The sequence below is a fragment of the Leptolyngbya sp. AN02str genome (assembly GCF_050565595.1).
GTDB lineage: Bacteria > Cyanobacteriota > Cyanobacteriia > Elainellales > Elainellaceae > Kaiparowitsia.
This window is the reverse complement of the sequence record NZ_JBNXVR010000051.1, coordinates 1-24,759: the sequence shown is the minus strand read 5'-3', so window position 1 is coordinate 24,759 and position 24,759 is coordinate 1. Positions and strand designations below refer to the sequence as shown.

The 24,759-nt window shown below is 53.3% G+C and carries 25 protein-coding genes; 4 read left to right on the top strand and 21 right to left on the bottom strand.

The annotated features are described in order from the left end of the window. Positions 1-70 precede the first annotated feature (70 nt). The 17 genes from ACQ4M4_RS25410 to ACQ4M4_RS25330 all read right to left on the bottom strand — a co-directional run bounded on the left by ACQ4M4_RS25410 (position 71) and on the right by ACQ4M4_RS25330 (position 14,925). Positions 71-457: a GPW/gp25 family protein gene (locus ACQ4M4_RS25410; RefSeq protein WP_430687276.1), complete on the bottom strand. Its 387-nt coding sequence runs from the start codon at positions 455-457 to the stop codon at positions 71-73. 99 nt (positions 458-556) lie between these two features. Next, positions 557-880: a hypothetical protein gene (locus ACQ4M4_RS25405; RefSeq protein ID WP_430687275.1), complete on the bottom strand. Its 324-nt coding sequence runs from the start codon at positions 878-880 to the stop codon at positions 557-559. Next, positions 880-1,566, bottom strand: a complete 687-nt coding sequence (locus tag ACQ4M4_RS25400) for a phage baseplate assembly protein V (RefSeq protein ID WP_430687274.1) — start codon at positions 1,564-1,566, stop codon at positions 880-882. Before ACQ4M4_RS25400 ends, ACQ4M4_RS25405 begins: the two co-directional genes overlap by 1 nt. Further along, entirely contained in the window at positions 1,563-2,639 is a 1,077-nt protein-coding gene (locus tag ACQ4M4_RS25395) for a phage late control D family protein (protein WP_430687273.1), read from the bottom strand. The genes ACQ4M4_RS25400 and ACQ4M4_RS25395 overlap by 4 nt, the downstream gene beginning before the upstream one ends. Further along, positions 2,639-3,406 (bottom strand): LysM peptidoglycan-binding domain-containing protein, encoded by a 768-nt coding sequence (locus ACQ4M4_RS25390; RefSeq protein ID WP_430687272.1) that lies wholly within the window; start codon positions 3,404-3,406, stop codon positions 2,639-2,641. The genes ACQ4M4_RS25395 and ACQ4M4_RS25390 overlap by 1 nt, the downstream gene beginning before the upstream one ends. Further along, complete coding sequence (locus ACQ4M4_RS25385; protein ID WP_430687271.1) at positions 3,403-4,479, bottom strand: hypothetical protein; 1,077 nt, start codon at positions 4,477-4,479, stop codon at positions 3,403-3,405. Before ACQ4M4_RS25385 ends, ACQ4M4_RS25390 begins: the two co-directional genes overlap by 4 nt. Positions 4,480-4,497: 18 nt before the next feature. After that, on the bottom strand, positions 4,498-5,064 hold the full coding sequence (locus ACQ4M4_RS25380) for a phage tail protein (protein WP_430687270.1): 567 nt from the start codon (positions 5,062-5,064) through the stop codon (positions 4,498-4,500). Between the two features lie 113 nt (positions 5,065-5,177). Continuing rightward, the gene (locus ACQ4M4_RS25375) at positions 5,178-5,300 is read right to left on the bottom strand and encodes a DUF6760 family protein (RefSeq protein WP_430687289.1); all 123 of its coding nucleotides are present in this window, start codon (positions 5,298-5,300) and stop codon (positions 5,178-5,180) included. A 5-nt stretch (positions 5,301-5,305) separates the two neighbouring features. Further along, complete coding sequence (locus tag ACQ4M4_RS25370) at positions 5,306-5,707, bottom strand: phage tail assembly protein (protein ID WP_430687269.1); 402 nt, start codon at positions 5,705-5,707, stop codon at positions 5,306-5,308. Between the two features lie 8 nt (positions 5,708-5,715). Further along, on the bottom strand, positions 5,716-6,165 hold the full coding sequence (locus ACQ4M4_RS25365) for a phage tail protein (RefSeq protein WP_430687268.1): 450 nt from the start codon (positions 6,163-6,165) through the stop codon (positions 5,716-5,718). Between the two features lie 36 nt (positions 6,166-6,201). After that, complete coding sequence (locus ACQ4M4_RS25360) at positions 6,202-7,368, bottom strand: phage tail sheath family protein (protein WP_430687267.1); 1,167 nt, start codon at positions 7,366-7,368, stop codon at positions 6,202-6,204. Next, positions 7,365-8,828 carry a phage tail sheath family protein gene (locus ACQ4M4_RS25355; RefSeq protein WP_430687266.1) on the bottom strand — a complete coding sequence of 488 codons (1,464 nt, stop codon included), beginning with the start codon at positions 8,826-8,828 and terminating at the stop codon, positions 7,365-7,367. Before ACQ4M4_RS25355 ends, ACQ4M4_RS25360 begins: the two co-directional genes overlap by 4 nt. Before the next feature lie 79 nt (positions 8,829-8,907). Continuing rightward, entirely contained in the window at positions 8,908-9,423 is a 516-nt protein-coding gene (locus ACQ4M4_RS25350; RefSeq protein ID WP_430687265.1) for a carboxypeptidase-like regulatory domain-containing protein, read from the bottom strand. A gap of 52 nt (positions 9,424-9,475) precedes the next feature. Next, on the bottom strand, positions 9,476-10,054 hold the full coding sequence (locus tag ACQ4M4_RS25345; RefSeq protein WP_430687264.1) for a DUF4255 domain-containing protein: 579 nt from the start codon (positions 10,052-10,054) through the stop codon (positions 9,476-9,478). Between the two features lie 632 nt (positions 10,055-10,686). Beyond that, on the bottom strand, positions 10,687-10,830 hold the full coding sequence (locus ACQ4M4_RS25340; RefSeq protein ID WP_430687263.1) for a hypothetical protein: 144 nt from the start codon (positions 10,828-10,830) through the stop codon (positions 10,687-10,689). A 111-nt stretch (positions 10,831-10,941) separates the two neighbouring features. Then, positions 10,942-12,684 carry a DUF4157 domain-containing protein gene (locus tag ACQ4M4_RS25335; RefSeq protein WP_430687262.1) on the bottom strand — a complete coding sequence of 581 codons (1,743 nt, stop codon included), beginning with the start codon at positions 12,682-12,684 and terminating at the stop codon, positions 10,942-10,944. 102 nt (positions 12,685-12,786) lie between these two features. Beyond that, complete coding sequence (locus tag ACQ4M4_RS25330; protein ID WP_430687261.1) at positions 12,787-14,925, bottom strand: ATP-binding protein; 2,139 nt, start codon at positions 14,923-14,925, stop codon at positions 12,787-12,789. Between the two features lie 239 nt (positions 14,926-15,164). On the opposite strand from ACQ4M4_RS25330, the gene ACQ4M4_RS25325 reads away from it, so the two are divergent. Beyond that, positions 15,165-17,129: an eCIS core domain-containing protein gene (locus tag ACQ4M4_RS25325; RefSeq protein ID WP_430687260.1), complete on the top strand. Its 1,965-nt coding sequence runs from the start codon at positions 15,165-15,167 to the stop codon at positions 17,127-17,129. Here ACQ4M4_RS25325 and ACQ4M4_RS25320 read toward each other — a convergent pair. After that, positions 17,100-17,543 carry a Uma2 family endonuclease gene (locus ACQ4M4_RS25320; protein ID WP_430687259.1) on the bottom strand — a complete coding sequence of 148 codons (444 nt, stop codon included), beginning with the start codon at positions 17,541-17,543 and terminating at the stop codon, positions 17,100-17,102. The genes ACQ4M4_RS25325 and ACQ4M4_RS25320 overlap by 30 nt on opposite strands. Before the next feature lie 699 nt (positions 17,544-18,242). Here ACQ4M4_RS25320 and ACQ4M4_RS25315 point away from each other — a divergent pair. From ACQ4M4_RS25315 to ACQ4M4_RS25305, 3 genes are read left to right on the top strand one after another with little or no spacing between them, the layout of a single operon-like run. Further along, complete coding sequence (locus ACQ4M4_RS25315) at positions 18,243-19,988, top strand: Mu transposase C-terminal domain-containing protein (RefSeq protein WP_430687258.1); 1,746 nt, start codon at positions 18,243-18,245, stop codon at positions 19,986-19,988. Next, the gene (locus tag ACQ4M4_RS25310; RefSeq protein WP_430687257.1) at positions 19,985-20,812 is read left to right on the top strand and encodes a TniB family NTP-binding protein; all 828 of its coding nucleotides are present in this window, start codon (positions 19,985-19,987) and stop codon (positions 20,810-20,812) included. The genes ACQ4M4_RS25315 and ACQ4M4_RS25310 overlap by 4 nt, the downstream gene beginning before the upstream one ends. Further along, positions 20,812-21,357: a helix-turn-helix domain-containing protein gene (locus tag ACQ4M4_RS25305; protein ID WP_430687256.1), complete on the top strand. Its 546-nt coding sequence runs from the start codon at positions 20,812-20,814 to the stop codon at positions 21,355-21,357. The genes ACQ4M4_RS25310 and ACQ4M4_RS25305 overlap by 1 nt, the downstream gene beginning before the upstream one ends. Here the strand turns inward: ACQ4M4_RS25305 and ACQ4M4_RS25300 are convergent. The 3 genes from ACQ4M4_RS25300 to ACQ4M4_RS25290 form a co-directional block, all read right to left on the bottom strand. Beyond that, a complete protein-coding gene (locus ACQ4M4_RS25300; protein WP_430687255.1) occupies positions 21,340-21,771 on the bottom strand; it encodes a hypothetical protein in 432 nt (143 codons plus the stop codon). The genes ACQ4M4_RS25305 and ACQ4M4_RS25300 overlap by 18 nt on opposite strands. Positions 21,772-21,964: 193 nt before the next feature. After that, positions 21,965-23,956, bottom strand: coding sequence for a protelomerase family protein (locus tag ACQ4M4_RS25295; protein WP_430687254.1), 1,992 nt, complete (start codon positions 23,954-23,956; stop codon positions 21,965-21,967). A 55-nt stretch (positions 23,957-24,011) separates the two neighbouring features. Further along, a complete protein-coding gene (locus tag ACQ4M4_RS25290; RefSeq protein ID WP_430687253.1) occupies positions 24,012-24,236 on the bottom strand; it encodes a hypothetical protein in 225 nt (74 codons plus the stop codon). Positions 24,237-24,759: the final 523 nt, after the last annotated feature.

The window sequence follows — 24,759 nt, the reverse complement described above, 5'->3', positions numbered from 1 at the left end:
CAGAGTTTTATTTTTTTGAAAGCATCGCCAGCGGTGCTTTCAAAAAATAAGTTTTGGGTTTTTATTAAATTTAGGATTCTAAGTAAAACGGGTACACCAGGTTGAACCGATTGTTGGTAGTTCGCACTCGGTAGCTAATCTGAATCAGCAGGTGGTTGGGCTGGTCGGGTTCTGTGTCTACGCTGATATCAAGCACGTCAATGCGAGGTTCCCACTCGGTCAAGGCTCGCTGCACGTCACCAGTTATGCGTCCAACGGTGCCAGCGTTGATGGGCGCAAACACCAGATCATGAATACCGCAACCAAAGTCGGGGCGCATCAGCCGCTCACCAGGTGCCGTGCTGAGAATCATCCAGATCGACTGGCGCACCGCTTCATCTGCCTGAGCCAGTTCGATGTGCCTTTGTTTATCGAAGGCCAGCGGAGAGGGCCAGCCTGCCCCTAGAAAATCAGCCATAATTTCCTCCTCTGGGGTCACCTTATTCATTTCTATGACTGGAGCAGGAGTGGACAGAGCAGTCCGGCGAAAATTGAGCGATAACTATTGGCCTTCGCATTACTGGCCCCTCACACGAAGTTGGACTATTACCACCGATAAGGGTGTTCCTGTGGGGGCACATAGCGACTGGCTATCTTGTAGTAGCACTGGCTGCCCCATAGACCTAACCCGCAGCGCCCCGGTGACCCACTGGGCGGCCATGCATGGGCCCAAGTTTGGCGGCGACGGAGAGTTGACACAGGCGGTGACGGTGTAGGGGGCTGTCTGGGTCACAATGGGTTGCCCCATAACCTTGACTCTAGGGTTGGGGGCTGTGGGCTGCCCCTGCCCACCGTGGGCACAGATCACTGTAGCGCCTACGTGGAGCAACGAACCGGGCATCAGGTCACCTCCAGTGCGCCATCGTTGATTTTGACCCCGGCCAGGCACTTAATCGCCAGCCCTGCCTGAGCCTGCACAGTGCCCTGCGCATTGGCTTTGATGTCAAAGCGTTGCTGGGCTTGCAGGGCAATCGTTTTACCGCTGATGGTGACGGCCCCGCCGCTGCTTTTAATGCTCAGGTCACCCTTGGTTTCAATCGAGAGGGCTTGCTCTGACCGAAGGCTGATGGAATTTTGTTTCGTATCAATGGCAATGGTATTTTTGCCGCTGCTGTCGCGCACGACAATTTTTTCCTCACCGTCGGTGTCGTCCAGCAGAATCTCGTGGCCGCTGCGCGATCGCCACAGTCGTCGGTTATTTTTGCCATCGGTGTTGTCGGTGGGGGGCTTGTCTTGCCCATTCCACAGCGCCCCCAAAACATAGGGGAACGTGATATCCCCTTGTTCAAAGGCAACCAGCACCTCATCGTCTACCTCAGGCAGGCAATAAAGACCGCGTCCCTTTCCGGCCATCGGTGATAGTACTCTAGCCCAGGCACTCTCTTCGGTATCCGAGAGCCAGGGAAACATTAACTTGACCCGCCCCAGCCCATCAGGGTCTTTATTGTTGGTCACAATGCCAATGGTGACGCCAAACAGCCCTCCCAAAGTTGGGGGTGGGGTCATTAACTCAGCCAGTCCAGTCATTGGGGTTTCTCCTGCCAGTTGTGGGCATCGCGCTTAAAGGAAAACTCGGTGGTGTAGCCCCGCTCGGGGCCAAAGATGTGGGTGGCAGCGGTAATGTAGTACTGCCCGCCAAAGCGATCGCCCACCTTTTGGATTTCGACCATGCATCCTGCTTGCAGGCGGGCCTGGCCCACGCACTGTCCGTCGCCAGTGATGTAGCCCAGCGCCATTTGCCGAAACTGACCCTGAGCGATCTGGTCAGCCTCAGCCGCCGTGGCCACGGGCTGGTTTACCTGCCTGTGCTTTACTTGACCAAAGGCCTGTGAGGCTTCATAAGCGCCACTTTCGCGGCCCATGCCGGTGGCCCACGGCTGGTTGCCGCTGCGCCCCACCACGGGTGTTTTATCCCGCATATTCCAACCGCGCACCTCTGTCTGGGCCACCTGGTTAGCGCAGCTCAGGCGGGGTGAAAACCGCGTCACCTCCTCCGGCACCCTCAGCTTGAGAATAGCTGGATCCTTCAAAGCGTCCCTCTTGGCCTGGGGGTGAAACGTCAGCATCTTGCCCCGAATCGAAATTTCATAGCCAATCCGTTTGGCCCGCGCCTGCAAAAAATCCAGATCGCTCTGGTTATGTTGCAACACATAGTCATGGGTGATTCCGGTATCGGTGACCTCGCTTTTCAAGTTCGCCTTTTTGGCAATCTGCGTCACGATATCGCTATCTTTCATCTGGGTAAAGGTCAGCGTAGCCCGGTTGCGCCCGAGCCGATGGCGGTAGTCGTAGCCGCGCACGATCAGCGTCGACACCGTTTCTTTGGCGCACTCTAGCTCCAGCGCCGTAATCTCCCCTTCTATCAGCAGCTCTTCCTGAGCCGTTTTAATCTCAACAGGCGTGCCAATGTTGAAGGTTTTTTCATCGACCCACAGCACATCACCCGGCATCAGGTTGCGGCTGGTTAGCTCTAGGGAAAACATGCCTGGAATATCGACTTCGGTGACGACCCTTGCCTGTTGCAAGGCAGCGCCAATCTTGGCTAGCGATTGTCCTCCCACCCAAATTTCAGGCTGAGGGATCAGCAGAGACTTTGTCATTAGCGTGACCTTCGGTTTGGTGATTGAGGCCGCAGGGGGGGGACAGTAAGGGCCTGTCCGGGGCTCAAAATGCGGGGGTTCGTGAGACGGTTTTCAGCGGCAATCACCCGCCACAGGGACGGATCACCATACTCCTCCTGGGCAATGCTGCTGAGGGTCTCGCCGCGCTTGACTATGCGAACGGGGTCATCCACTGGGTTGAGCTTTTTGCGCCGATGGGTCGGGTCTTCCCATTCCTCAAAGCTACAGACCAACTGGGCTCTCAGCGGCGTCCCATCAGCGGCAAATCGGGAGAAAGTTTGCTGCACCGATTTCAACACTCCCTGAAAAAAGCCCTCATTGGGGCGGCTACCGCCCCATTTGCCCCATTGCAACTGGCAAACGGGTGGGCGTCTTCCGTTTTTCCAGCGCACCTGCGGCTCAGTAAGTTGGGTAATTTGCTGGGTGTAGGTGCGTACGTCGGTGGGTGGGCTGACCGCGTTCTTGAGGCCAGATAGCCCAATCGAACGCCCCAGGGTCGCCTGGGCGATAGTTTGCCCTAGCCCACCTGGGGCCTGGGGTAGACTGGTGTCAAAAAAGAGCGTCACGCTGAGGGTTTTAGGATCATCGGCGGGTACTAACCCCGTCTTGCTATCCTCTTTCCATCCGGTGATGCCAATCTCAATTTGGTTGGGGTTAAAAAGGACGGTGAATGGCTTAAACGGCTGCTGTTCCTGTTCGACAAAAATAGTCAGCTTCGCGAGTTCTAGGGACGGGATCAGGCTCATGACTGCCACCCCCGGCGTTCGCGATCGATGATGAGGTTGCGTTTGAGGCGACGCTCAACTTGGTCGGCCAGTTGGACGATATCGACGGCGGGCGCTGGCGTTGGAGCAGAGACAGGGAGCGATCGTCCCTCCATTGGCTGCCCAGACACAACGGGCAGGGTGCCTGAGACCCCTGTGTTGAGTATGGCAGGTGCAGATCTTGATAAGGAAACCTGCTCGCTGGCCCGGTCTGCTTGATGGCTAACCCGAGACGTTGAGGCACTCTGGGCCAGGGGCAAGGTAAACGCAGGAGATCGTTGATGTAAAGCCAAAACCGGGGCCGCTGCAATTGGCCTCGGCTGCACAACTGGCGGTGCTGGCGTGGGAGCGATCGCCCCCACAGATTTTCGCTCAGGGCTACCCACTGGCGCGGGCAACGCCACGACTCGCGGCAGCAGCGGCGCATCCATGACGGGCTGCGAGGCGGCTAATTTAGCGGCAAGGGGACTCTGGGTCAGGGTTGGCTTGACAACGGGTAGGGCCGGGGCAACTGTGAGCGGCAGGGGGGCAAGTTTAGAAGTCGCCCTGGCTGCAGGGGTAAGCCTGGCCTGGATAATTTGTGAAGGGGGCGAGGGTTGAGCGGGCTTGGGTTGGGTCGATGGCGCGATCGCCCAATCGCCCACCGCCGAAGATGAAGGCTGAACCGCAGGATCAAGCTTGGCTTGAATGAAGGTCGCCTGACCTGGCAATGAGATAGGAGATACCGCAGGAGTCAGGTTTGGAGAGTCGTCAGACGCTGATGCAATTGCAAGGTCATTTTGGGTGGCAATGTCGGTAGCGCTAGACGGAGCACCAGCGCTTACCCAGGGTTGGGCGTAGACGATTGGCACCATCTCTGGCGCGATCGCCACTAGATGATCTCGCCGGTGCAGCGCCTGTTGCAGTAGAGGCGCAGGGGGCAAAAACTGGTAATAGCGGTGAAAAAGAGTCTCTACCATCTGGCCATCCATTGCGCCGGGCTGGGCTATGGGTCGCCACAGCCGCTGCACCAGAGAAGGCGCGAGATGGTCTTGCCAGGGTTGGGTTGGGGCCATCGACAGTCTCCTCGCAAATTACAGCAGCACATTGGGCGCATTCGCCCCAAACTGGGCAGCAATGCCGCTGCCTCCACGCACCGCCCCCATCGCCTGGGAGGGCAGCGTTTGTACCAGCCCCCGGTGCACCAGCTCCAGTTGCTCGATCGCCACCTGATCGCTGCTGGCATCCAGGCTGGGGCCTACCCACTTCACCGGGTAAGCGTCGCGAAAATTCCACCACATCACGGGCAACCGCTGGTTGTTGAGCAGCATGATAGTGCCGCTCAGCAGTATGGGCCGCCCCTGGGTGGTGAGCCAGTACCAGTCCCAGAGTGCATCTAGCGCTGTCAGCCCGTGGGAAAGCACCAGATTGGGGTGGCTCACCTGCCCTGGAAACTGGTGCACATAGCCATTTACCCCGCCTTCGCTGTAAGACTCTAGCTCTACCGAGCTCTCTAACCCCGACACCTGGGTAAAGCCACCGCCCAAAATGCCGCCGATTTCGACCAAAAAGTTGTAACCCATGTAGGGATCAATCCGCGCCGCCGGGCCACCTGAGTGCCGACTGATCGTCGAGAAAATGCCGAGGGAAGGAACTGCCATAGGAACGTTTAGAACTGTAATTGTGAAAGTTGTGCTCCCCGTATGGGAGGGGCAGAGGCGAATCAGACGGCAGTAGGAGGTAATCGTGCTCCCCACCCTACACCCAGCGCAACTTAAGCCTCTCTCTGCCCATTTAATGTTTGGTTAATGCTGGCCACTTGCCCTACCCAGCGCTGGCGCGATCGGTGATCGAGACTCATAATCTGGTCGTGGGGCCAGTGAAAGTGGTAAGCCAGATAAGCTACCTCCTCAAAGAGGCGTTCTGAGGGGTAGCCGATGACTCCCCCACGGGGGTAGCCTCGACTTCAAATTCACCGTCGCAGTGGGGGCAGGCAACCCGCAGCCGGGTATGGCCTGCCTGGTTGATGCGCTGGTAGAGATCCTGCAGATAAGCCAGATCGGCAGAAAACAGCCCCTCAATCAGCCGAGGGTTAATGGTATCGAGGCTACCCAGACGAGTGATGACGCGGGAGAGCAGGATGATCACCAGGTAACCGGGGTTGCGCTGCACGCGCGGATCTTGCAGGGGCGTGATTTCGTCATAGGCGGTGGACAGGCGCATAACACCGTCGCGGTGGATAGTTCCCTCAGAATCAACATAGCCCTGGGGCAGGGTGAACTCAAATTCGGTTTGAGTAAGCATTGTTTAACCTATGACCACTCCACTTTACTGATGCCTTCGTGGACGAGTTCGATGCTTTCGATCGCCACCTCGTCTGCTGTAGCGTTGAAGTCTGGGGCTTTCCAACTGGTCGGCCAGCAGAGGCTGAGATTCCAGCGAATCTTTTCCTGGGCCTGGTCGTCGAGCAACACAATAGAGATGTCGCGGCGATCGGCGATGCCCTTAATGAGGTTTTCGCGCCACTTCCATAGCTCGTTGTTGTTGGTGATGCCGCGCTGCAGGGTGATGTTGGAATAGCTCACCAGACCGGGCAGCTTGCGCATGGTCATGGGGTCAGTGCCTTCGCGATATTCGCCTGCGCTTTGGGTGCTGTCGAGGCCGCTGCACTCACGAAACCCGGCGTGAATAATGTTGTTCCACTCGACGTAGAAGTTGTAGCCCGCCAGGGGGTCGCGGCGATTAGGGTAAACGGTTGGCATGGTCAATGTTCCTTTTCTGTTAGGGGGCTGATATGACTAAGACACACTGGTCAGAGTGACGCCGCGATCGCCGTGGATCAGGCGCACCACGATAAACTCACCGGGCACTGCAGGGGCTAGACCCACCAGGGTGACTACTCGGCCCAGATCGCGCTCGGCAGGTGGGTTGGTTTCGGCGTCGCACTTGACAAAAAACGCTTCGCTGGCGGTTTGTCCCTGCAAAGCGCCCTGGCGTGCTAACGATTCGAGGTAGAGGGCAAACTCGCGCTCAATGCGGATCCACAGGGCAATGTCGTTGGGCTCAAAGGCGACATCGGCTAGGGTGAGGGCAGCCCAGCGACAGACGGTAATCAGCAATCTGCGTCCGCTGACATAGCAGCCCAAGGGGTGGGCGCTAAGGGTGCGAGCACCCCATACGCGAATGCCTCGCCCAGTGAGCGATCGCAGGCAGTTCACTCCTGCGGGTTGCTCTGCTGGGTTGAGCTGATGCTGGTCGGCATCCGAAATCCCCACGCTGAGGTCAAGCGCGTCTTCGAGAACCAAATTGGCCGGGGCCCGGTGTACCCCAATGGCGCGATCGCACTGGGCGATCATTCCCGCCACATGCCCGCAGGGGGGTACCCAATCATTGCTCTGCTGCGACTTAAGCCAGGGGCCATAGAGGGCACCGTTGCTGCCTTGCAGGCGGGATGATGGGCGCAGGCTATCGATCTGGGTGGGATTGGTGACGAGCGGGGTATCGAGCAGGGCAAAGCGATCGTTGGTGCGATCGCAGTGCTCCAAAATGAGTTGCTGCGATCGTTGGGCAGCCTCAGGCGTTTCCGCCACTGCCCACAGGTCTGGCACGCACACCAAATCGATCTCGGCAACGTCTTCAGCAGTTTCCAACGCGGACTGAAGGGCCACCTCCACCCCAGCGGCAGTGATGTAAACCATGACGACATAGCAAAGCTCACCGCCATTGGCAAAGAAACCATGCACCGCTGCATCGAGCGACGGTCGGCGGTGGATTTTGTCTACCTTCTCAATAAACTGTGGCCAGTGGGTTAGCCGCTGAGGGCTCAGGAGTGTCGCCATCGCTGGCCCTGCCGCCAAAAAACCGACAAACAGCGGCACCCCAGTCGGCAAAACTGGAGCTGGCTTGGGAAAGACCTCTTGCCGATAAACCCCAGGAATTGGTGAGGGAAGGGTGCCTGCACTCATTGCTGCCCCTCCGACCGTTGACTCAGGCGGAAGATGACAAACTCCGCTGGCTTCACCACCGCCACCCCAATTACGGTGACAACCTGGCCCTGGTTGCGCTGGTCGGATGGGTTGGTTTCGGCGTCGCACTTGACATAAAACGCCTGCTCTGGGGTGGCTCCAAACAGCGCCCCACTGCGCCAGACCTGGGTCAAAAAGGCCGACACATTGCGACGAATCGCCGCCCATAGCTCCGGCGAGTTGGGTTCAAATACCGTCCACTGGGTGCCCTCGTCGATGGATTCTGTCAGATAGTTAAACAGGCGGCGGGTGCTGATGTATTTGAACTCGCCGTTGTCATCACCACCCAGTGTGCGCGCGCCCCACACCAAAATGTTGCCGTTCAGTTCGCGAATGCAGTTGATGCCTGCTTCGTTGAGCGGCCCCTGCTTCGCCTTGCTCAAGCTGTGAGCCACGCCTGTAGCGCCCAGCACTGGCTCGTTGGCGGGGGCTTTGTGTACTCCCCGCTGGGCATCGACTCGGGCGTAGATGCCCGCAATGTGGCCGCTGGGGGGCACCAGTTTACCCTTCTTGGTATCCGGGTCGTAGACCTCAATCCAGGGAAAGTACAGGGCGGCAAACTTGGAGTCGAAGGGCTTCAAGGCTTCAGTCAGTTTGACACTAGACAGCTCAACAGTCTGTAGCCCATCCAAAATCGCAAAGCGATCGCCCATTTTTGCGCAGTGGTCGGCAATGGCTTGCAGCGGTGCAGTGCTGGTGACGCCAGGGGCCGCTACCAGGGCAATTTCATCGATCGCCTCAAACTGGTTTTCTAAAACGGCTCCAATTTTTCCCTCATCGGCTACGCACACCACATAGCAGCGAGTGCCGCCGTTGCGAAAAAAGCCATATATCGCATCAGCCAGGTAATTACCGGGCTTCATGGCATTAGCAAAGGCTACGGTAAACTCGGTAAAGTTAGTGCAGAGTTTGACCTGCTCTAGCCCAGACGCATTATTGGAGGGTACGGGCTTGTCTGCTTCAGCGGGTGGGGTATAAGTTGCGAATAATTGATGATTCTTGGAAACCCCTTCTGCAAATGTGACCGTTGCAGAGTTTTCCGAGTTTTCCGATAGGGTGACGTTTCCGCCTTTGAGATCCGTGAAAGCGGCTGTTGGCGAATCCGCGTCAGCCACGGGTCGAGAGAAAAAATTGTATCCCTTAGAGACTTTCCCTAACGGTTCTTCAATGTCAAACGTAAAACTCTTGCGATCGTTTGCTGCACTGCCACTGCTGACAACCGCGCTGCCTCCCTGTTTGAGGAGTATTTTTTCAGAGGGTTGTGGGCTTTCTGTCGCGGGTGTTTTCGACAGGTTTAACACACCGATAAACCCGGCAGTGCTGGTACCCACCCCGACAATGGGGCTAGAGCCAGAGGCGATTTCTTCGACGTAGACACCGGGAGAACTATAGGGGGGCATGGGGGCAGCTCCGTAGTGGGTTGATAAAGATGCGGTTTGGTCGAAAATTTGAGGTAGTATGGACGCGAGACTCGACGCTTTAACTGGGTGGCTTAGGTTTTGAATCCTTCTTAGCTGTAGATTTTTTAGAGCGGGCTGCAGTCGTCTCGGTGTGGCGTGGCTGTTCAGCCGAGGGCGGGGGCGATCGCAACAACTGAATGACCTGAAATGGAGGCTTTGACCCTGCCTTGAGATCTGGCCCTATCGCTTGAACCTCAACAGCGATCGCTGCACTCTGACCTACCGTTGCACCCCCGCCGCCCAGCGCCTCAAGCCACAGGCCAGTTTTGGGGTAGGAGGCCGTCAGGGTATAGTGACCGGGGGGCACATCGGTAAAGTAAAACAAACCGTCGGGGGCAGTATGGGTGCGATCGCATCGTTCCTGCAGATGCTCCCAGCGATCGCCGTAGGGCATGGCTTTTAGCGCTAAACGTTGCGTAAACGCGGCAGGAGCCTGAGTAATTTCAACTCGCGCTCCAGCGATGGGTTGTTGAGCGGTGTCGATGACCTGTCCTGCGATCGTCACCCGCTGTCCGGTCTTCGTTAACTTCAGCACGGTAGATGCCCTATAAAGTCGCAAACAATCAGCTACAAACAATCTCAAAATCTCAGCCTGCTGTAGATAAGCGGCTCTCCATTACCAGCGGTACAATCTCACCCTCGCCATGCACCGGCACCGAAATCGTGACGGTGTAGTTGATTGCAACCTTGGGCTTGCCGCCCATAGCCTGCCAAAATTCGCCCATGCTGTTGAGGTAACCGCTCTGCAAACTCACCGTATGCAGCGGCGGCTCTTGCCCAGCCAAATCGCCCTGCAACAGCTCGGCGGGCAGCTTGCGGTAACGCAGCAGTGCCTTCATCACCATGCCCAAATACCTGTGCTCATCCTTAGGGACACTCCGCCCATCGGTTTCTTTAGGCCAAAAGGTAATCAGGTAAGAGCAATCGACCCGCACCGCCGGACGCACCCGCACGGCAGTACCGTCGCCCCGCCGCTCAAAGCTCTCGAACCCAGAACGCAGCTCCAGGTTCTCTCGCACGTCGTAGAGAAACAAATTGATCGCAGGCCTGCTACCAATCGACTCAGCATCGGGCGCAGCAAAACTAATCTGCGTTGCCGCTACCATTTCTGCAGGCAACTCCTGCCTCAAGAGCGTTTCTAATGTGTTATCTAAGTCGTGAAGCATAAACAAGCTCAGCACATGCAGAACTTAACTATTGACGGCTCAACTGCACAAAGGGATATTCCTGCCGAAAGTTCAGATCACAAAATCTCAGGAAACAGAGCTGCTTCAACGCAAACAGTTACTTTTACTGTCACGAAATAGTGAGGCTTAATACCTGAAAACGTTATACGAACTTAAGCAAAACGAAAAGTAAGAAAACGAAAATCGCATGAGAATATAGTCACATTTGAATTCAAGAATACAGCCTCTCAAAAAATTCGCTAAATCGTGCATTTTTTCTTAATATTTTGAACAAAATTGTTTTCCAGTCTGCTCTCAACAAATTTGCAGAACTCACAAAAAATCTACAGGACTTTATAGATATTCGTCATGTTTTGATTTCATAACAAATTGCCGCTTTGGGTATGGGCTGGTAGTTTGCAATCGTACAGCAGAATGTTATTGCGCAGCGGCATATTCACGACCTGAGAAAATTTGGTCAAGCCCATCTTTACGATCTACTTTATTTGCTGTTGTCTTTAACTCAGATAGCGCTCAGGTATGAACAGTCAACCTGCATAGCATTACCGTCGCCCCACCGCGCGAAATTTCCAAACCCAGAGCGTAAGTCTAAGTTCTTGCATACATACATTTTAGAGAAACAGGTTGGTCGCAGGCTTGCGGCTAATTAACTCGGCATCGGGTGTAGCAAAACTAGTCTGCGTCGCCGACAACATTTCCGCAGGCAGCTTCCGCCGTAGCAACGTTTCTAATGTGTTATCTAAATCAAGCAGCATAGTTTAACCAAAAGCTGTTTGGTATTTTGAAAATTCTAATTTTTCAAGCTTTTTATCTAAGATCAAAGTTGATAGTCTGGCGTATATATCTCAAGCAGTTAATTAACTTGATTAAGAACCTCTGTAGATACCAGCAGCAGTCTCTACGTTCGCCGTCATTTTTGGCTTGATTGTCGCAAAAATAGCTCTTGGAATTGCCCTTGCACCTGCCAAGACTGAAGCAGAGGACAATCCGCTGCCACCGTCTTCGTGGAAGTCTTCCAATAAGCCAGCATTAATCACGTTGGCCTCATCCTCTAGCCAATCATCAAGATTGACCTCAAGTGTCCTCAACTCCTCAATAGCTTTATTTATCTCTACTTCAAAGGATTGAATTTTTTCGATCATTTTTTCGGCTTTTTTCTGGAGAGAGGGTTTAATCTCCCTATTGAAAGAAAGTGCACTAAGCGTTTTCTTGCTTTCAGAAAGGACATCTAAAATTCCTTTCAAATAAACATAAAATTTATTTGTGAAAGTCCTTACAGCTTTAATAACTTTGCTCTGTTTTTCAGCCAATTTATCTCTCCCTGTTGAGGTATATAAGCTGTAAACCTCATAGCCGAGGAGACTTAGCTCTTTAATATTCCCTAGCGTCAGCGCAAGTGTGTAATGTACCCTGCTAGCTTGATCGGCTAATTGCGAAATTCCTTCCTCAAATCCTTTTTTAACCAAAGATTTTGCCCCTTCAGTGACCACAAATTTCCCTTCTTCATCTATCGTGTCTTGATAAATCTCAGACACTCCTTCTAAGGCAGTTTTAGTTGCAAAGATTCCGGTACCTAATCCAGGTAATAATGTGTCGCCCCCAAGGCCCATTCCAGCCTCTACACAATTCTGAACAATTGCGTATATGTGATCTGTTATTCTAGACGAATCTGTTTTCATTGCTTTCGTGTAGTCATTAGCCTTTTTGAGGATGGTGCCAATTCCTCTTTCTCTGCTAAGTAGCTCATTGAGTTCATCGAGATGGCTCTCTAGTTCCGCCTCAAACGGATTTTCAGCCGCCAATCCTTTGTATGACGAAAAGAATCCCTTCATTGTCTGAATTTGAGGCGTTTCGCTATTCGATTCATATGCGATGTGAGTGGATGGATTATGCAATGCCCCATATATTGAGGATGATGGCTGCTGAGCACTTTCTTGCTGAATTGTATGTACTAATTCATGTGCAATTAGATGTTGGTTACTTCTATTACTCGGCTTGTATTCTCCTTGCCGGAAGAATATATCCTGACCTCGCGTAAATGCCCTCGACCCTAATTGGCGATTCAAAGTGTCTGCTTGACCGCTGGAATGCACCCTCACATGACTCAAATCCTTCCCCAGAGCTTTCTCCATTGGTAAAAGGATTTGCTTGTCTAGGGGGTGTCCACCTCTGTGCGCCTCAGCAATGCCAGAGGCGATTTCACTAGGCACTTCTTTCCTCCCATTTGAAGAGGCCGAATGCACTGCGAGTTTTGGCTGCAAAACTTGCTTTTTTTGGGTGGCTGATGTTTCCATTGGTTTGGATGAGTGCATCTGCTGCACGACCTGAGCAGCGATTCGGTCGGCTTCTTGTTCGTAGCGATCGCCGGGTGCGCCGATCATGAGTTTGGGCTGCACCACTAGAGGCGCTTGCGGGGCTGCGGTCAACTCATGAGACAGTCCCAAAAAACTGGGCTTCGCCAGGGGTGCTGAGGAAAGAGAATCGTGCGTGTGCAGGCTGTGCTGAGCAACCTCTGGCCCCGATGCCTGTCGAGGCGCGTAGGTTCGCTTGGCGGATTGGTCTACATCTTTGGTAGAAGCACTATGCCGCTGCTGAAGCATGCTGCCCATAAAAGCCCTTAGATCTCAGGAAACACGTTAATTGCGTACAGAATCTCAGAATTTGAATGTTTCTGGCCGTCTTTCCGGATACTTTTCAAAAAACGACATATTTCAACGTAAATCGCCGTATTCCTTTAAATCATCGCGCATCAAAATCTTGCCCATCTTCTGATATTCCAGCCGTACTGCTGGTATTACTTGGGCCATACTGACTTGTTTGTTTGCTGCCGCCGCCAGGTAAGCCGCTTGCAGAGCAATGTTGCGAATTACCGCACCCGCGATATCCAGGTTCTCAGCCAAAAAGTCTAAATTGACGTCCTTGTCTAGGGGCAAGGACGCTGGCCAGATCTGTTGCCAGATGCGGCGGCGCTCTTCTACCCCCGGCATCGGAAACTCCACGATGAACCTGAGTCGCCGAACAAACGCATCGTCCATATTGCTTTGCAAGTTCGTGGTGAGAATCGCGATGCCCTCGTACTCTTCCATCTTTTGCAGCAGGTAGCTAGTTTCGATATTGGCATAGCGATCGTGGGCGTCTTTAACCTCGGTGCGTTTGCCAAATAGGGCATCAGCTTCATCAAATAACAGCACCGCATTGGCGGTACCTGCTGCTGTAAAGATGCGATTCAGGCTTTTTTCGGTTTCACCGATGTACTTACTGACCACTTGAGAAAGGTCAATTTTGTACAGGTCTAGCCCCAGGGCGTGGGCAATCACTTCTGCCGCCATGGTCTTTCCTGTACCTGGAGGGCCAGCAAACAAAGCATTGATCCCTTTCCCCAGAGATAGTTTGCGCTCAAACCCCCAGGTATCAAAGACCTGGTGACGGTGTTGAAGGTGCGCACAAATATCCCGAAGCTGAGCAAGTTGAGCATCTGGTAGCACTAAATCTTGCCATGTATAGCGAGGCTGGATGGGTTGAGCCAGTTTGGTGAGCTGGTTCGCGGATTGACTGCGAACCGCCTTAAACAACAGGGCTTCGATCGATGCAAGTTCTAATCCATACTTCAATTGGTTTTGGGTTGTGGCGATCGCATCTTGAATTTGGGTGGAGGTGAGGCGAAAGCGATCGGCCAGGGCTGCAATGGTGGTAGGTTCAACGGTGAGTTTGGCAGTGGCAAGATGGGTCGTCCAGCAAGCGCAGCGATCGCCAAAGCTTAGAGGAGGAAGGGAAATGGTGACGATGCCTAGACTGCGATCGCTGGAAGGCTGCCAGGGCTGGCGACCGGATAAGATAATTGGCCCGTAGGTTTCCGCAAGGAGGTTAGTTAGCAAGGGGTAAAAAGTTGGGGTCGAGTCCTGATACAGACTACCAACGGGATGCAGATAGAGCAACGTATTTTGTAGCCAGGCATCGCGGCGCAGTCGGCGCAGTCGTTGAGGAAGTTGATCGGGTTGCTGCGCCAAACTCTCTAGATCGACAGTCAGTAGGGGGCGATCCAAATGGTGAGCCAGTGCCTGGACAAACTGATGCGGCAGAACGGGGTCAGCACTTTGCAGGTAGAGCCGAATGGTATGAGCGGAGGATGCAGCGTTGGCGATCGCGCCCTGTTCCTGTTTGAGAATGATTTCGATCTGCTGCAACAGGGCGGCGGGCAAGTTGGTTTGCGGCGGCGGCAGGGGTGTTTGGATGAGCGAACAAAAAGGGCTGAGATCGGCATCGAGTCCGGTTTCATCTAACAAATAGCGGGCGATCGCCGGATCAAGGTTGACCTCTTGCGCCAGCAGGGTGGTGTGGTTGCTGGGCTGTGGCGGCGAGAGGTGCAGCAGGGCATGATGACGCAACGGGGCACTGGGGGCAAAGTGCGATCGCCGCTGCAGCTTTTCGGCAGCATCGGCGCAAAGCAGATTTAGCACCAAGTTGACACTGGGGCGAATGCCGCGCCCATCTTGTTGCAGGTAAGCGTAAATTTGCTCGTAGCGGCGATCGAGTTCCGGGGCAAGGGCAATGAGGATAATGTCTAGCTCAAACGCTGTTAAACTAAGCTGGTGCTGCAGCATCCCCAGACGTGAGGATGGCTTGACTTGACTGGAGGGCAGATCGTTGGATCGGGCGGGGCTGTAGCGGGGATAGCCAGGGGGAAGGGCGAGTTCGATTTGGCGAATATGATCGGTGTTCTGGATATCCTGAGTTGTTCGTTTGCTGCTGTGCAGGGTTTCTGTCAACTGCATACTGCGTTCGAGTAGCCCATCTAATAAATGCAGGGCAGGTAACAATTCGTCGAGGGGTGGAGTAGCGTCGGGGGGCATTGTCTGAAGGGTGATTGAGAGGATACCCGGTTTGAGCCAGGTTTTCGGCGCATCCTGCCATAGTAGAGGCAGAACGCCGATGATAATCGGTTAAAAATTCGTAATTTTCAGCAAAGCAAAAACAGTTGAAGAGTGTAGCGAATCTTCTTTTTTGCTGAGGGCGATCGAGCGTAGGATTGGAGGCGTTGTCGCAAACGGCAGCGCTGAGTTGTGTCGTTTTTTAATTAAGGACGGTTGCAATGGGAGTTTTGCACCAGAGCCGGAACAAGGAACAGGTGGCTGCAAAGTCACTGGGCGCAATGGCGACGGCTGGACGAGGGGCAAACCTACCGGAAAACAGCGCTGAGTTTGAGCCGATGCATGATGTGACTCAGCGACCCCAGTTTGGCGGACTGTCCGGAGAATTGGGCGTAACTTCGGCGAGGATGCCGATTCAAACCAAGATGAAGGTTGGGGCGGCGGGCGATCGCTATGAGCAAGAAGCCGATCGGCTGGCGCCTCTAATTGTTCGACAGATTAATACACCAGATTTTGGAAAACAGCACCAGGATTCTAAGCCTGAAATACAGGAAGATGCTGCGTCGAAACAGGTACAAGCCCTACGCCCCATATTGCAGCTGAAAGGTGAAAGTACTGGAGGAAGTGTTTCACCCGCAATTGAATCTGCTATTACCAGTGCCAGAGGTGGAGGGCTATCACTAGAACCTGGATTGCAACAACGTTTAGAGCAGTCAATGGGGATAAATTTTAGCCAAGTACGGGTGCACACAGATACGCGAGCGGATCAGCTAAACCAAGCATTAAGTTCTAGGGCATTTACAGCGGGGCATGATTTGTTTTTTAAGCAGGGGGAATATCAGCCGGGAAGCCCAGCAGGACAGGCATTAATTGCCCATGAGTTGACGCATGTGGTGCAGCAGAGATCCGCGCAGGCAAGGACAGCCAAACTAATCCAGCGCGCCATTTATCATACGTTTAATGGAGAACCCTCTCCAGTCAAATGGACCGGAACTGCAGCGGAATTGTACGATAAGCTAAACACTTGGCTGGAAGACAATTTGGCGAACGAGGGAGTGCCAGCCCTGAAAGACCAGTGGGATGAAAAAGGCAGAGCGGGGATAATTCACATCATTAAGAGTATGAAGCTGAAGCGAGGAAAATGGGGCAATTTGGTAACAGAAATGGTGCATCGGTCTACAGCGCTGACAAGAGTAAAGCAGACCTTCGTAAATGAGGAAAATGCCGTCCGAAAAATCTTAGCCGAGGGGTATCGTGAGCGAGCCACGCAGAAGGAAGGGGATTTAGCCCAACAGGTGATAGACGGTACGATTGTGGATTACTTGAAGTCGGTTGCTAGAAGAGTGCAGGCATGGTCTCTTTACCAAAAATATAAAGAGGGGATGAAGGGGGAATATACCCACTACTGGGAAAAGCGATGGTATAAAGGCGGCAAACTCAGAAAACTTGACATCGATGCGGTATTAAGCAGCTCGAATGACTTTAAAAAATTGATCAGTGCCCTTCACGACGTTACGACATTCTTGTATAGGTTTGCGAAAGACAAAACCAGGCTCACAGAGTTGAAGGACAGAATTCAACATTTGGATAAAGAACTCGACAACCTTCGACGCCAATGTATGAAAGCGCAAGAAGATGGCAAAATGATATTGGCTGTTGCAAAAGAAAGACAGCTCCTCAGCAAGAGGACCGAAAGGGACGCTTTATACAATGAATTGGTCGCTCTAACCACTGAAAAAGGGCAAGCGCATGGCGCAGTCAGCGCCCCACCTGAAAAAAGCGTCAGTTCCTACAGCTACGAAGCACCAGCCCAGACAGAAGCAATTAGTCAGGTAAGGCCAACGGTGTCTTCCTATTCCTATATCGACGAAACCTCTCTGGTGATGAAAAAGGTGCGGGAGAGTGAGATGTTAGTTGAGGTTGGACCGTCCTACACGACGGCACGGCTTATGCAGCTCTGTGAAACGGTAGGGTGTGATGACAATGAGAAGATCGCGGTTGCCCTGGCAATCTTCGCATTTTGGAATAAAAACTATTGGAAGTCAGCCTCAGGAATTCATCGCTTTCATTTTGTGATGGATATGTGCAAGAATTACGTCCCGTCTCTCAACTATAACTTCGCTTATCCAGATCAGATCTCAGAGTTGGCTCCTTTTTTAGTGCCTGAAGGGGGAATGGTCGCCTGAGTGCGCTCGCATTACGAGGTGAGCGTTCGCGAAGGAAACCCAACACCACAACCTTTCCTTACTCTGCCTGGTTCTAAAGTGCGATCGCTCAACAAATCGGTGCGTCAATGCTACACCACTACCGGCAACCAGACCCAGCAACGAGCGATCGCCACCAGTAGGCAGTTTAAACAAAGTGGAAGAACTGAAAGTTTTGCCCAGATTGGTTTGCCGATTCCAAAGAGTTAAATCTGCTCCCAATTCCATCTCATAGCTACCCCCCTCTCCCCCAACCGGTGACATAACAATCAAAGCTCCCTTGGCACTGCGTTCAATGGATAGGTCAGGGTTACTGAGACAAAGCTGGTAGAACTGCTCATCAGTGAGATGAACCTCTGCTGTCTCCAGCACGAGTGGCAACGTGAGTGAGACCATAGTACCGTCCCGATTCAATCTCCATGAAGTTTCTGACCTTCATTATGTCACTGAGCAACATCAATCAGAGTGTAGATGAGGAGCGATCGCCCCTATCCTTCTCCCCCGGGCAAAATATTTTTTAACCTCGGGCAAGCGCGATCGCTCCCTCTCACTCTTCCCCCCCTTCCTAACCTATAGCCTTACATCCTCATGAATCGGCTTGTCATGCCGAGCATTGTGGCGTTGTCCGAGGCCATGTTTTAGATGATGGTCCTCGATCTCTTGTTTCCGCCGCTTCATCACGTCTTGCACCTTGCTCTGAGAGGCCGAGAATCCACAGCCTCTGATGAGCCCCAGGATGGTCGGCACCGAAATAAACCACTTGGTATCAAAGTCGTGCTGTGGGTCATCATTCCAAGCCATGATGAGGTCAATCGCCTCGCTGATTTTGCCTGACGCTTGCTCCCCTTGCTTATCATCTTGTCGATTAACACGCTATTTGTCCTCGTTAACGAATTAAATGTCCACCTCGTGGCACGCTGAAAGTATTGCTGTATGTAGGTTATAAGCGGATATAGCTGGATTATTCGGATTAACAGATTAAATGTCCGAAAATTCTGGCAACAAATTAACACATTATTTGTCCGGTCGTTGGCATAGAGTAAGCAGAGCAACGCTGGTCAAAGGCGGCGCAAGGGGCAGAAAGCGAGGTTGGCTGTGGAAGGTAAAGAGGAAGCGACCCGCCAAAGGCGGCAGGGTGAAACGATTGCCGCCGCTTCATCAGTAACGGATGATGAGAACCACAAAATGCTGCCCTCGTTAACGGCGGAGGAACGGGAGCGTTTGACGCTGTTGCAGCAGTTATGGGAAACGGCAGAGCAACCGAATTATGGGAAACGGCAGCAGGCGGTGGCCCAGAAGCTCGGCATCAGCGCTCGCAGTGTGCGGCGACTGCTGCGGCGACTGCGAGAGGAGGGCGTTGCCGCGGTGGCCCGGCGGGAGCGCTCGGATCGTGGCGCGGTGCGAATCGACGAAGAATGGCGGCGGTTTATCGTGCGAACTTATCAGGAAGGGAATCGCGGGAGTCGGTTGCTGAGTCCGGCGCAGGTAGCGGTGCGAGTGAAAGTGCGGGCAGAGGAATTAGGCATCGAAGAGTATCCGAGTCACATGACGGTGTATCGCATCTTAAAGCCCCTAACGGCTCAAGGAGAGCGAGTGAAGCGATCGTTGGGGTGGCGCGAAGACTGTTTAGTGCTGAAGACTGCTGAGGGTTTAGAGATTGGGATCGAATGGTCGAATCAGGTGTGGCAGATCGACCACACCCGTGCCGATGTGCTGGTGGTGGATCAGAGTGGGGAGTTGTTAGGGCGACCGTGGCTGACGATTGTTGTAGACACCTATTCCCGGTGCATCATGGGATATCATCTGGGTTTCGATGCGCCGAGTTCGTGGGTGGTGTGTTTAGCGCTGCGCCATGCGATTCTGCCGAAGCAATACAGTTCTGCCTACGAGTTGCAGGGCAACTGGGGCACATATGGATTGCCGCAGTATCTCTACACGGATCGGGGCAAGGATTTCAGGTCGCAGCATTTGCAGCAGGTGACAACCGAGTTAGGGATTGTGCCATGCTTGCGCCGCAAGCCTTCGGATGGGGGGATTGTGGAACGGCCCTTTGGGACATTCAACACGCAGTTTTTCTGCACGCTGCCTGGATATGTCAATAGCAACGTCACCGAGCGGTCGGCTGCTGCGGAATCAGAAGCTTGCCTCACCTTAATGCAGCTAGAGCAATTATTAGTGCGTTACTTGGTGGATCACTATAACGTGGCGATTGATGCGCGAATGGGGAATCAAACGCGGATTGGACGATGGGAAGCTGGACGCATCGCTCAACTGGCTTTATTGGGGGATCGTGAGTTGGATTTGTGCTTAATGCGGCGGGAGCATCGGCGGGTGTATCGGAGTGGCTATCTTCAGTTTGCCAGCCTGACGTATCAGGGTGAGCATTTAGCTGCGTATGAGGGAGAAACGGTAATTTTGCGCTACAACCCGCGAGACATCACAACGGTTTATGTGTATCAGCTTCAGGACAACCAGGAAGTGTTTTTGACTCGTGCTCATGCAATAGGCTGGGAAACGGAAACCTTGTCGTATCGGGAAGCACAAGCTCTGAGTGAGCGGCGACGAGCGGCAGGAAAAGCGATCGACACTGGGGCACAGTTAGCGGAAGTGCGGGAGCGCGATCGCCAGGTGAAGCAGGTGCGACGGCAAAAGCGGCAGCAGGCTGAGGCCGTGCTTTCTGATTTTCAATCCTCATCTCCTGCAATGACTCAAGCGGCGGCTGCACCTGCAGTTGCACCGACAACACCACCCGAAGCTGAGGTGGAGAAACCGAAAAAGCCGGTGCCGTATGTACGGGTACTGGACTATGAAGAGATGAAACGTGAGGCAGGGTTGCTATGAAGTCAGAGGAGCGAGAACGGATTGTATTGCCACCGCAACAGGTTAAGCCAGAAGCGCAAGAAGCGATCGCCCGACTTCAGCGGCAATGTTTTGTAGAACTGGGGACAGTGCAGCAGTTCCACGCCTGGTTGGATGATAAGCGGCAGTGTCGGCAGGCTTGCCGGGTGATAGGCGACTCTCGAACGGGCAAAACGATCGCGTGTGATGCGTATCGGCTGAAATACGCAACGCAAACTGCCAGTGGGGATGCCCCGACTATACCTGTGATTTATTGGCACGCGACGACCGAAACTGGGCAGCGGGAACTGTTTGTGGGGTTACTAGAGCATTTGAAATACCGCATCACCAATGGCACAATCTCTGATTTGCGGGAGCGCGTTTACCGCCTGCTGCGAGCGTGTCAGGTGGAGATGATCATCCTGGACGAAGCGCATCGGTTTCGCCCCAAGACTTTTTCCGAGATTCGCGACATCTTCGACCTGCTGGAGATCTCCGTTGTGCTGGTGGGAACAGATCGTCTGGATGCGGTGGTGCGGCGGGATGAGCAGGTGCATAACCGCTTCATGGCGTGTCACCGCTTCCACCGCTTCGACAGCCAAACGCTGGAAGACACCACTGCCATTTGGGAGGAATACGTGCTGAGATTGCCTCAACCCTCCAATCTCAGCAGTGCAGCAATGCAAAAGATCCTAGCCGCGACCACGCGAGGCTACCTGGGTACACTCGACGAGATTCTGCGGAACGCCGCCCGCCGCGCCTTGCAGAGTGGGCGATCGCATATTGAAGCAACTTTACTGAGCCAGGTTGCGCTGGAGTATAAGTAATGGCTCGAGATAGCTGGGTATTTCGAGTAGTGCCTGCTCCTGGTGAAAGCTTTGGGCATTTTATGGGACGATTTCGTCGCGCCAACGGGTTGAGCCAACGGGTGATCGCCGACTACTTGGGAGTAAGAGAGAAATGGGTGGAGGAGTGGGAGCAACCATCACGGCGACGCAACCCAACCGAGCTACAACGCATCGCCTTATCGAAATTGGTTGAGGTCAGCCCGAAACAATTGGCAAAGATGCTGCCCCCAGCTCGACTACATCTGCAAACCCGATTGTGTGCTGCCTGTTACGGTGAAACGCCTGTGCATCAAGCGAACTGGCAGCGGGAGGAGAAGAGTGTATGCGATCGCCATGCCCTGCGTCTACTTTCCAATTGCCCAATCTGCGGAGCGGGATTCCGTACACCTGCATTGTGGGAGGACGAGTGCTGTGAACAATGTGGATTGCTATTTGGGCAAATGCGGATGTATCAGCAATCGAATGCGCGGCAGGTGCGATCGCCCTCTTGTGTAAGCCCGGAGCAGTCAGGCTGTCAGCAATAGCAATCTGACTGCCCAGATAACCTCTCGACCTGAAATCGGTTCATGGGTGTGCTGGAACTGCTTTTTGAGGCGCGACAGCAACACTTCCTGCTCCACAATGTCATCGGAATAGTCCCACTTGCCTGGAGAGAGCCTGCGACTGACGATCGCTTGTTCCAGTTCGATCTTGTCGGTATTGAGTGCAAGACAGGCCGCGTAGAAGGCAGGTTGAAGGGTGTGGACTTGCTGTTCGAGTTCCGCCAGTTGAGCCCGAAGGTCGATCATCCTGTGGATGACATCCAGTGGGTCGATGAGGCTGGTCGATGAGGCAGTGGAGAGGATCGGTGAATTGGAATTTAACTTCACAAGTTGCTTGAGATAAATGAGTGAAGCTACTTTAGGGGCGATCATCTTGATGGTTAAAGGAAGAAACACTTAAGGTTGTTGTCTGTTAGCTCGGGACTTGACCTCGTGAACCAATGAAACGACCGCATTTCATCGTTTGTCTACCTGAATCAGAGTGTAGATGAAGTGCGATCGCTATCTGCCTTCGTCAAAGTGCAAAATATTTTGTAGGACAGAGGAGCTGCATTGAAGCGCGATCGCTCCCCTCCTTCCCCTTCCTAACCTAGAACCTTATATCTTCAGTGATCGGCAATTGATGGCGAGTATTGTGGCGTTGACCGAGCCCATGTTTGAGATGATGGTCCTCAATCTCGTTTTTCCGCCGCTTCATGACAGTTTGCACCTTGCCCTGAGAGGCAGAGAGGCCACTGCCCCGGATAACTCCCAGGATGGTCGGCACCGAAATAAACCACTTGCAATCAAAGTCGTGCTGTGGGTCATCATTCCAGGCCATGATGAGGTCAATCGCCTCGTTGATTTTCCCCGACCCATGATCTGCCTGATCATCATTTTGGACGCGCCTGGGAAGAGATGCTGTTGTTGTTTTGGGCAGAGGGGCAGGCTGCGGCCCCGCCTCCCCAGGCGGAGCGATCACCTCGCTTTGGGTAGCGGGTTCAGTCGCGGCCCCACCGAGCATTAGTTTAATCTGCTGAAACTGCGCCACCTCAGCCAGCAGCCGTTCATTCTCCTCTCTCAGCGTCAGCAATTCCGCCTGCCCCTGGTTTTGCCCCTGCAACGCCGCCAGTTCAGCTTGCGCCTGGTCGCGTTCAGCGGCCAGCGATCGCCCCTCCTCCCTGAGTCGTTCAATCTCCTGAGTGAACCACTGAAAGGTAGAGCCAAAGGATTCAATGGAGGACGCGATCGCCGGAGTTTTATCATCCTGCAAGAACTGAATGACCGTTTGTAGCACTTCGGTATAAGAGCCTTCTGCATTGAGCTTTATGGCGGCAACGTCCTTCAGTTGGTGCATCAGTTCAGAGGGGACATGGGTACGGGCCTTGCGAGAGTGAGATGCTGTCGCCATTGGTTCGTTCTCCTGTAGCGCTTCAATCGCTGCTTGTTCTAATTGCTCTGGTTGTACGGGTTCAGATTCAAAATCAACGGTTTCGACTGTGGTGGGCAACATCCCAAAGCGCTCCAGCAGAATTCCCTTTTCATTGAGTTGCTGTCCCTGTGCCCCAACGAGACGGTAATGGAAATAATGTTCAGTAGCCCCAGCATTTTTGCGACTGGCTAACTCCCGTTCTCCAATGATGTGCCCCAAATGGGCTTGCACAAAGCGGTGAGTGCCCTGGTTGGGAGGACAGAAGTAATGCACCGCAATTTCAGCGTAGATACCCCGTAGATTATGCGCCGAAACACCCTTCTCCCCCTGCAACACCGGCACCACCTCCGACTCCTCAAACACCCGCCTGATGTAATGCCTCACCGACGTATTGAGCCGTGAATTAATTTCATCCGGGCTTAAATCAGCCAATTCTTGAATTCTGGGATGACCTCTAAACTTATCAAGAGTCAACAGAACTTTATCACTTTCAATCAGCGTCGCGATAAGGAACGTTTGAGCCTCATCCAGATTTTGCACCCCCTTCTTCAGTTGCCCGCGAAACGCGATCGCATAGGGATGTTCCGTCCGCTTAAACTCCCCCCTTGCCACAATTTCACTAAACCTGCGACCCGTCACCGCCAAAAGTCCCACCGCCCACTCATACGGCGTCTCCCCCTCCAATAGATCCCTCGCCTTCGCAATGAACCTGTTGGCCCGAATCGGCTGTAGATCATCCTGCTTTTGATTATTTGCCGCCGTCGTCTTCTCCTTCAACGACCGATGTACCTCATTCGAGTACAGCAAATGCTTCAAACCCCAATGCGCATAGACCTTCCCAAACGCATTCGGCTCCAGCTCCTGTTTAGGAAGTCTCCCCTCCTCCACTGCTAATGCAATCGCCTTGCGCCACTCAGGGAGATATTGATTGGCAATACTCCCCACCGGATATCCCTCCTCCAACAGGCTAATTTCAGCCTCACACAGCGCGATCGCCTCCTCCTCCGTCTGACATTGAGCCAATCGATCGACAAAGTGTAGTGCCAGCTCCGAGCGTTCCTGCTTGCTTAACTTCGTCCGTTCTCCCATTGCAATGCGATCGCGGAACCGAGCAATCAATTCCTCGCGGGTTGTGTCATGAGAGCGTGAGCGCGCTATTGGGGTTTGCATGAGATGAATAGCCTTATGGTAAGAATCCAGAAATCGTGAAGCATTTAGGAATTGACTAAGGGCGATCGCCAACTCCAGCATCAACGTTGGTAGCGAGGTCTTGAGAGCCGCATCCAGGGCAGAGGTCAGAAGCGATATTGTTTAGAGCCAGGTCAACCCAACAGTAGTAGAGATTGCATGAGTAACAGTGGAGTAGAATTCTCTCAATGCGATCACCCTTGGTTCCAGTGCGAAGGAGGGCGATCGCATTGGGCGTGAGTTCAACGGAAGTGATGGGCATTTGATAAGGTTGACAAGCTTATCGCTATCCTATTCATTCATATCAAAGTTGTCAAGGTTTACCTTTATCGCTTTAAGCCTGTAGCCTTTCACATGTAACGGTTTGATCACTCCCAATGATTGATAAAAACATCAAAACAGTGCGGCATTTGCGGCGATAAGCATTGTTTTGAATATCTTATCGACTGCGAGTAGATATTGATAAGGATAAAGAGCGCGATCGCACTACTGACAGGGATGTATTTAAGTGGCAGAAATATGACAAGGGCTGAAACGCTTATACAGCAATACTTGCAGGCTGCATCCGCTTCTGGGGATCAGCGATCGCTTTTCACAGGGGCGCGATCGCTTCTATTTTGCTTATCGTTTTTAAGGGTTCTGAAGGATGCTTTCCTTATTCATGGGGCGATTGATAAGTATATTAAATAAGGGAGGGTGATAAGTTATTTGTGTAGATGGGTATGGATAGCTTTTTGGTTTACCAAAAAGCTATCCATACCCATCTACACAAATAACTTATCACC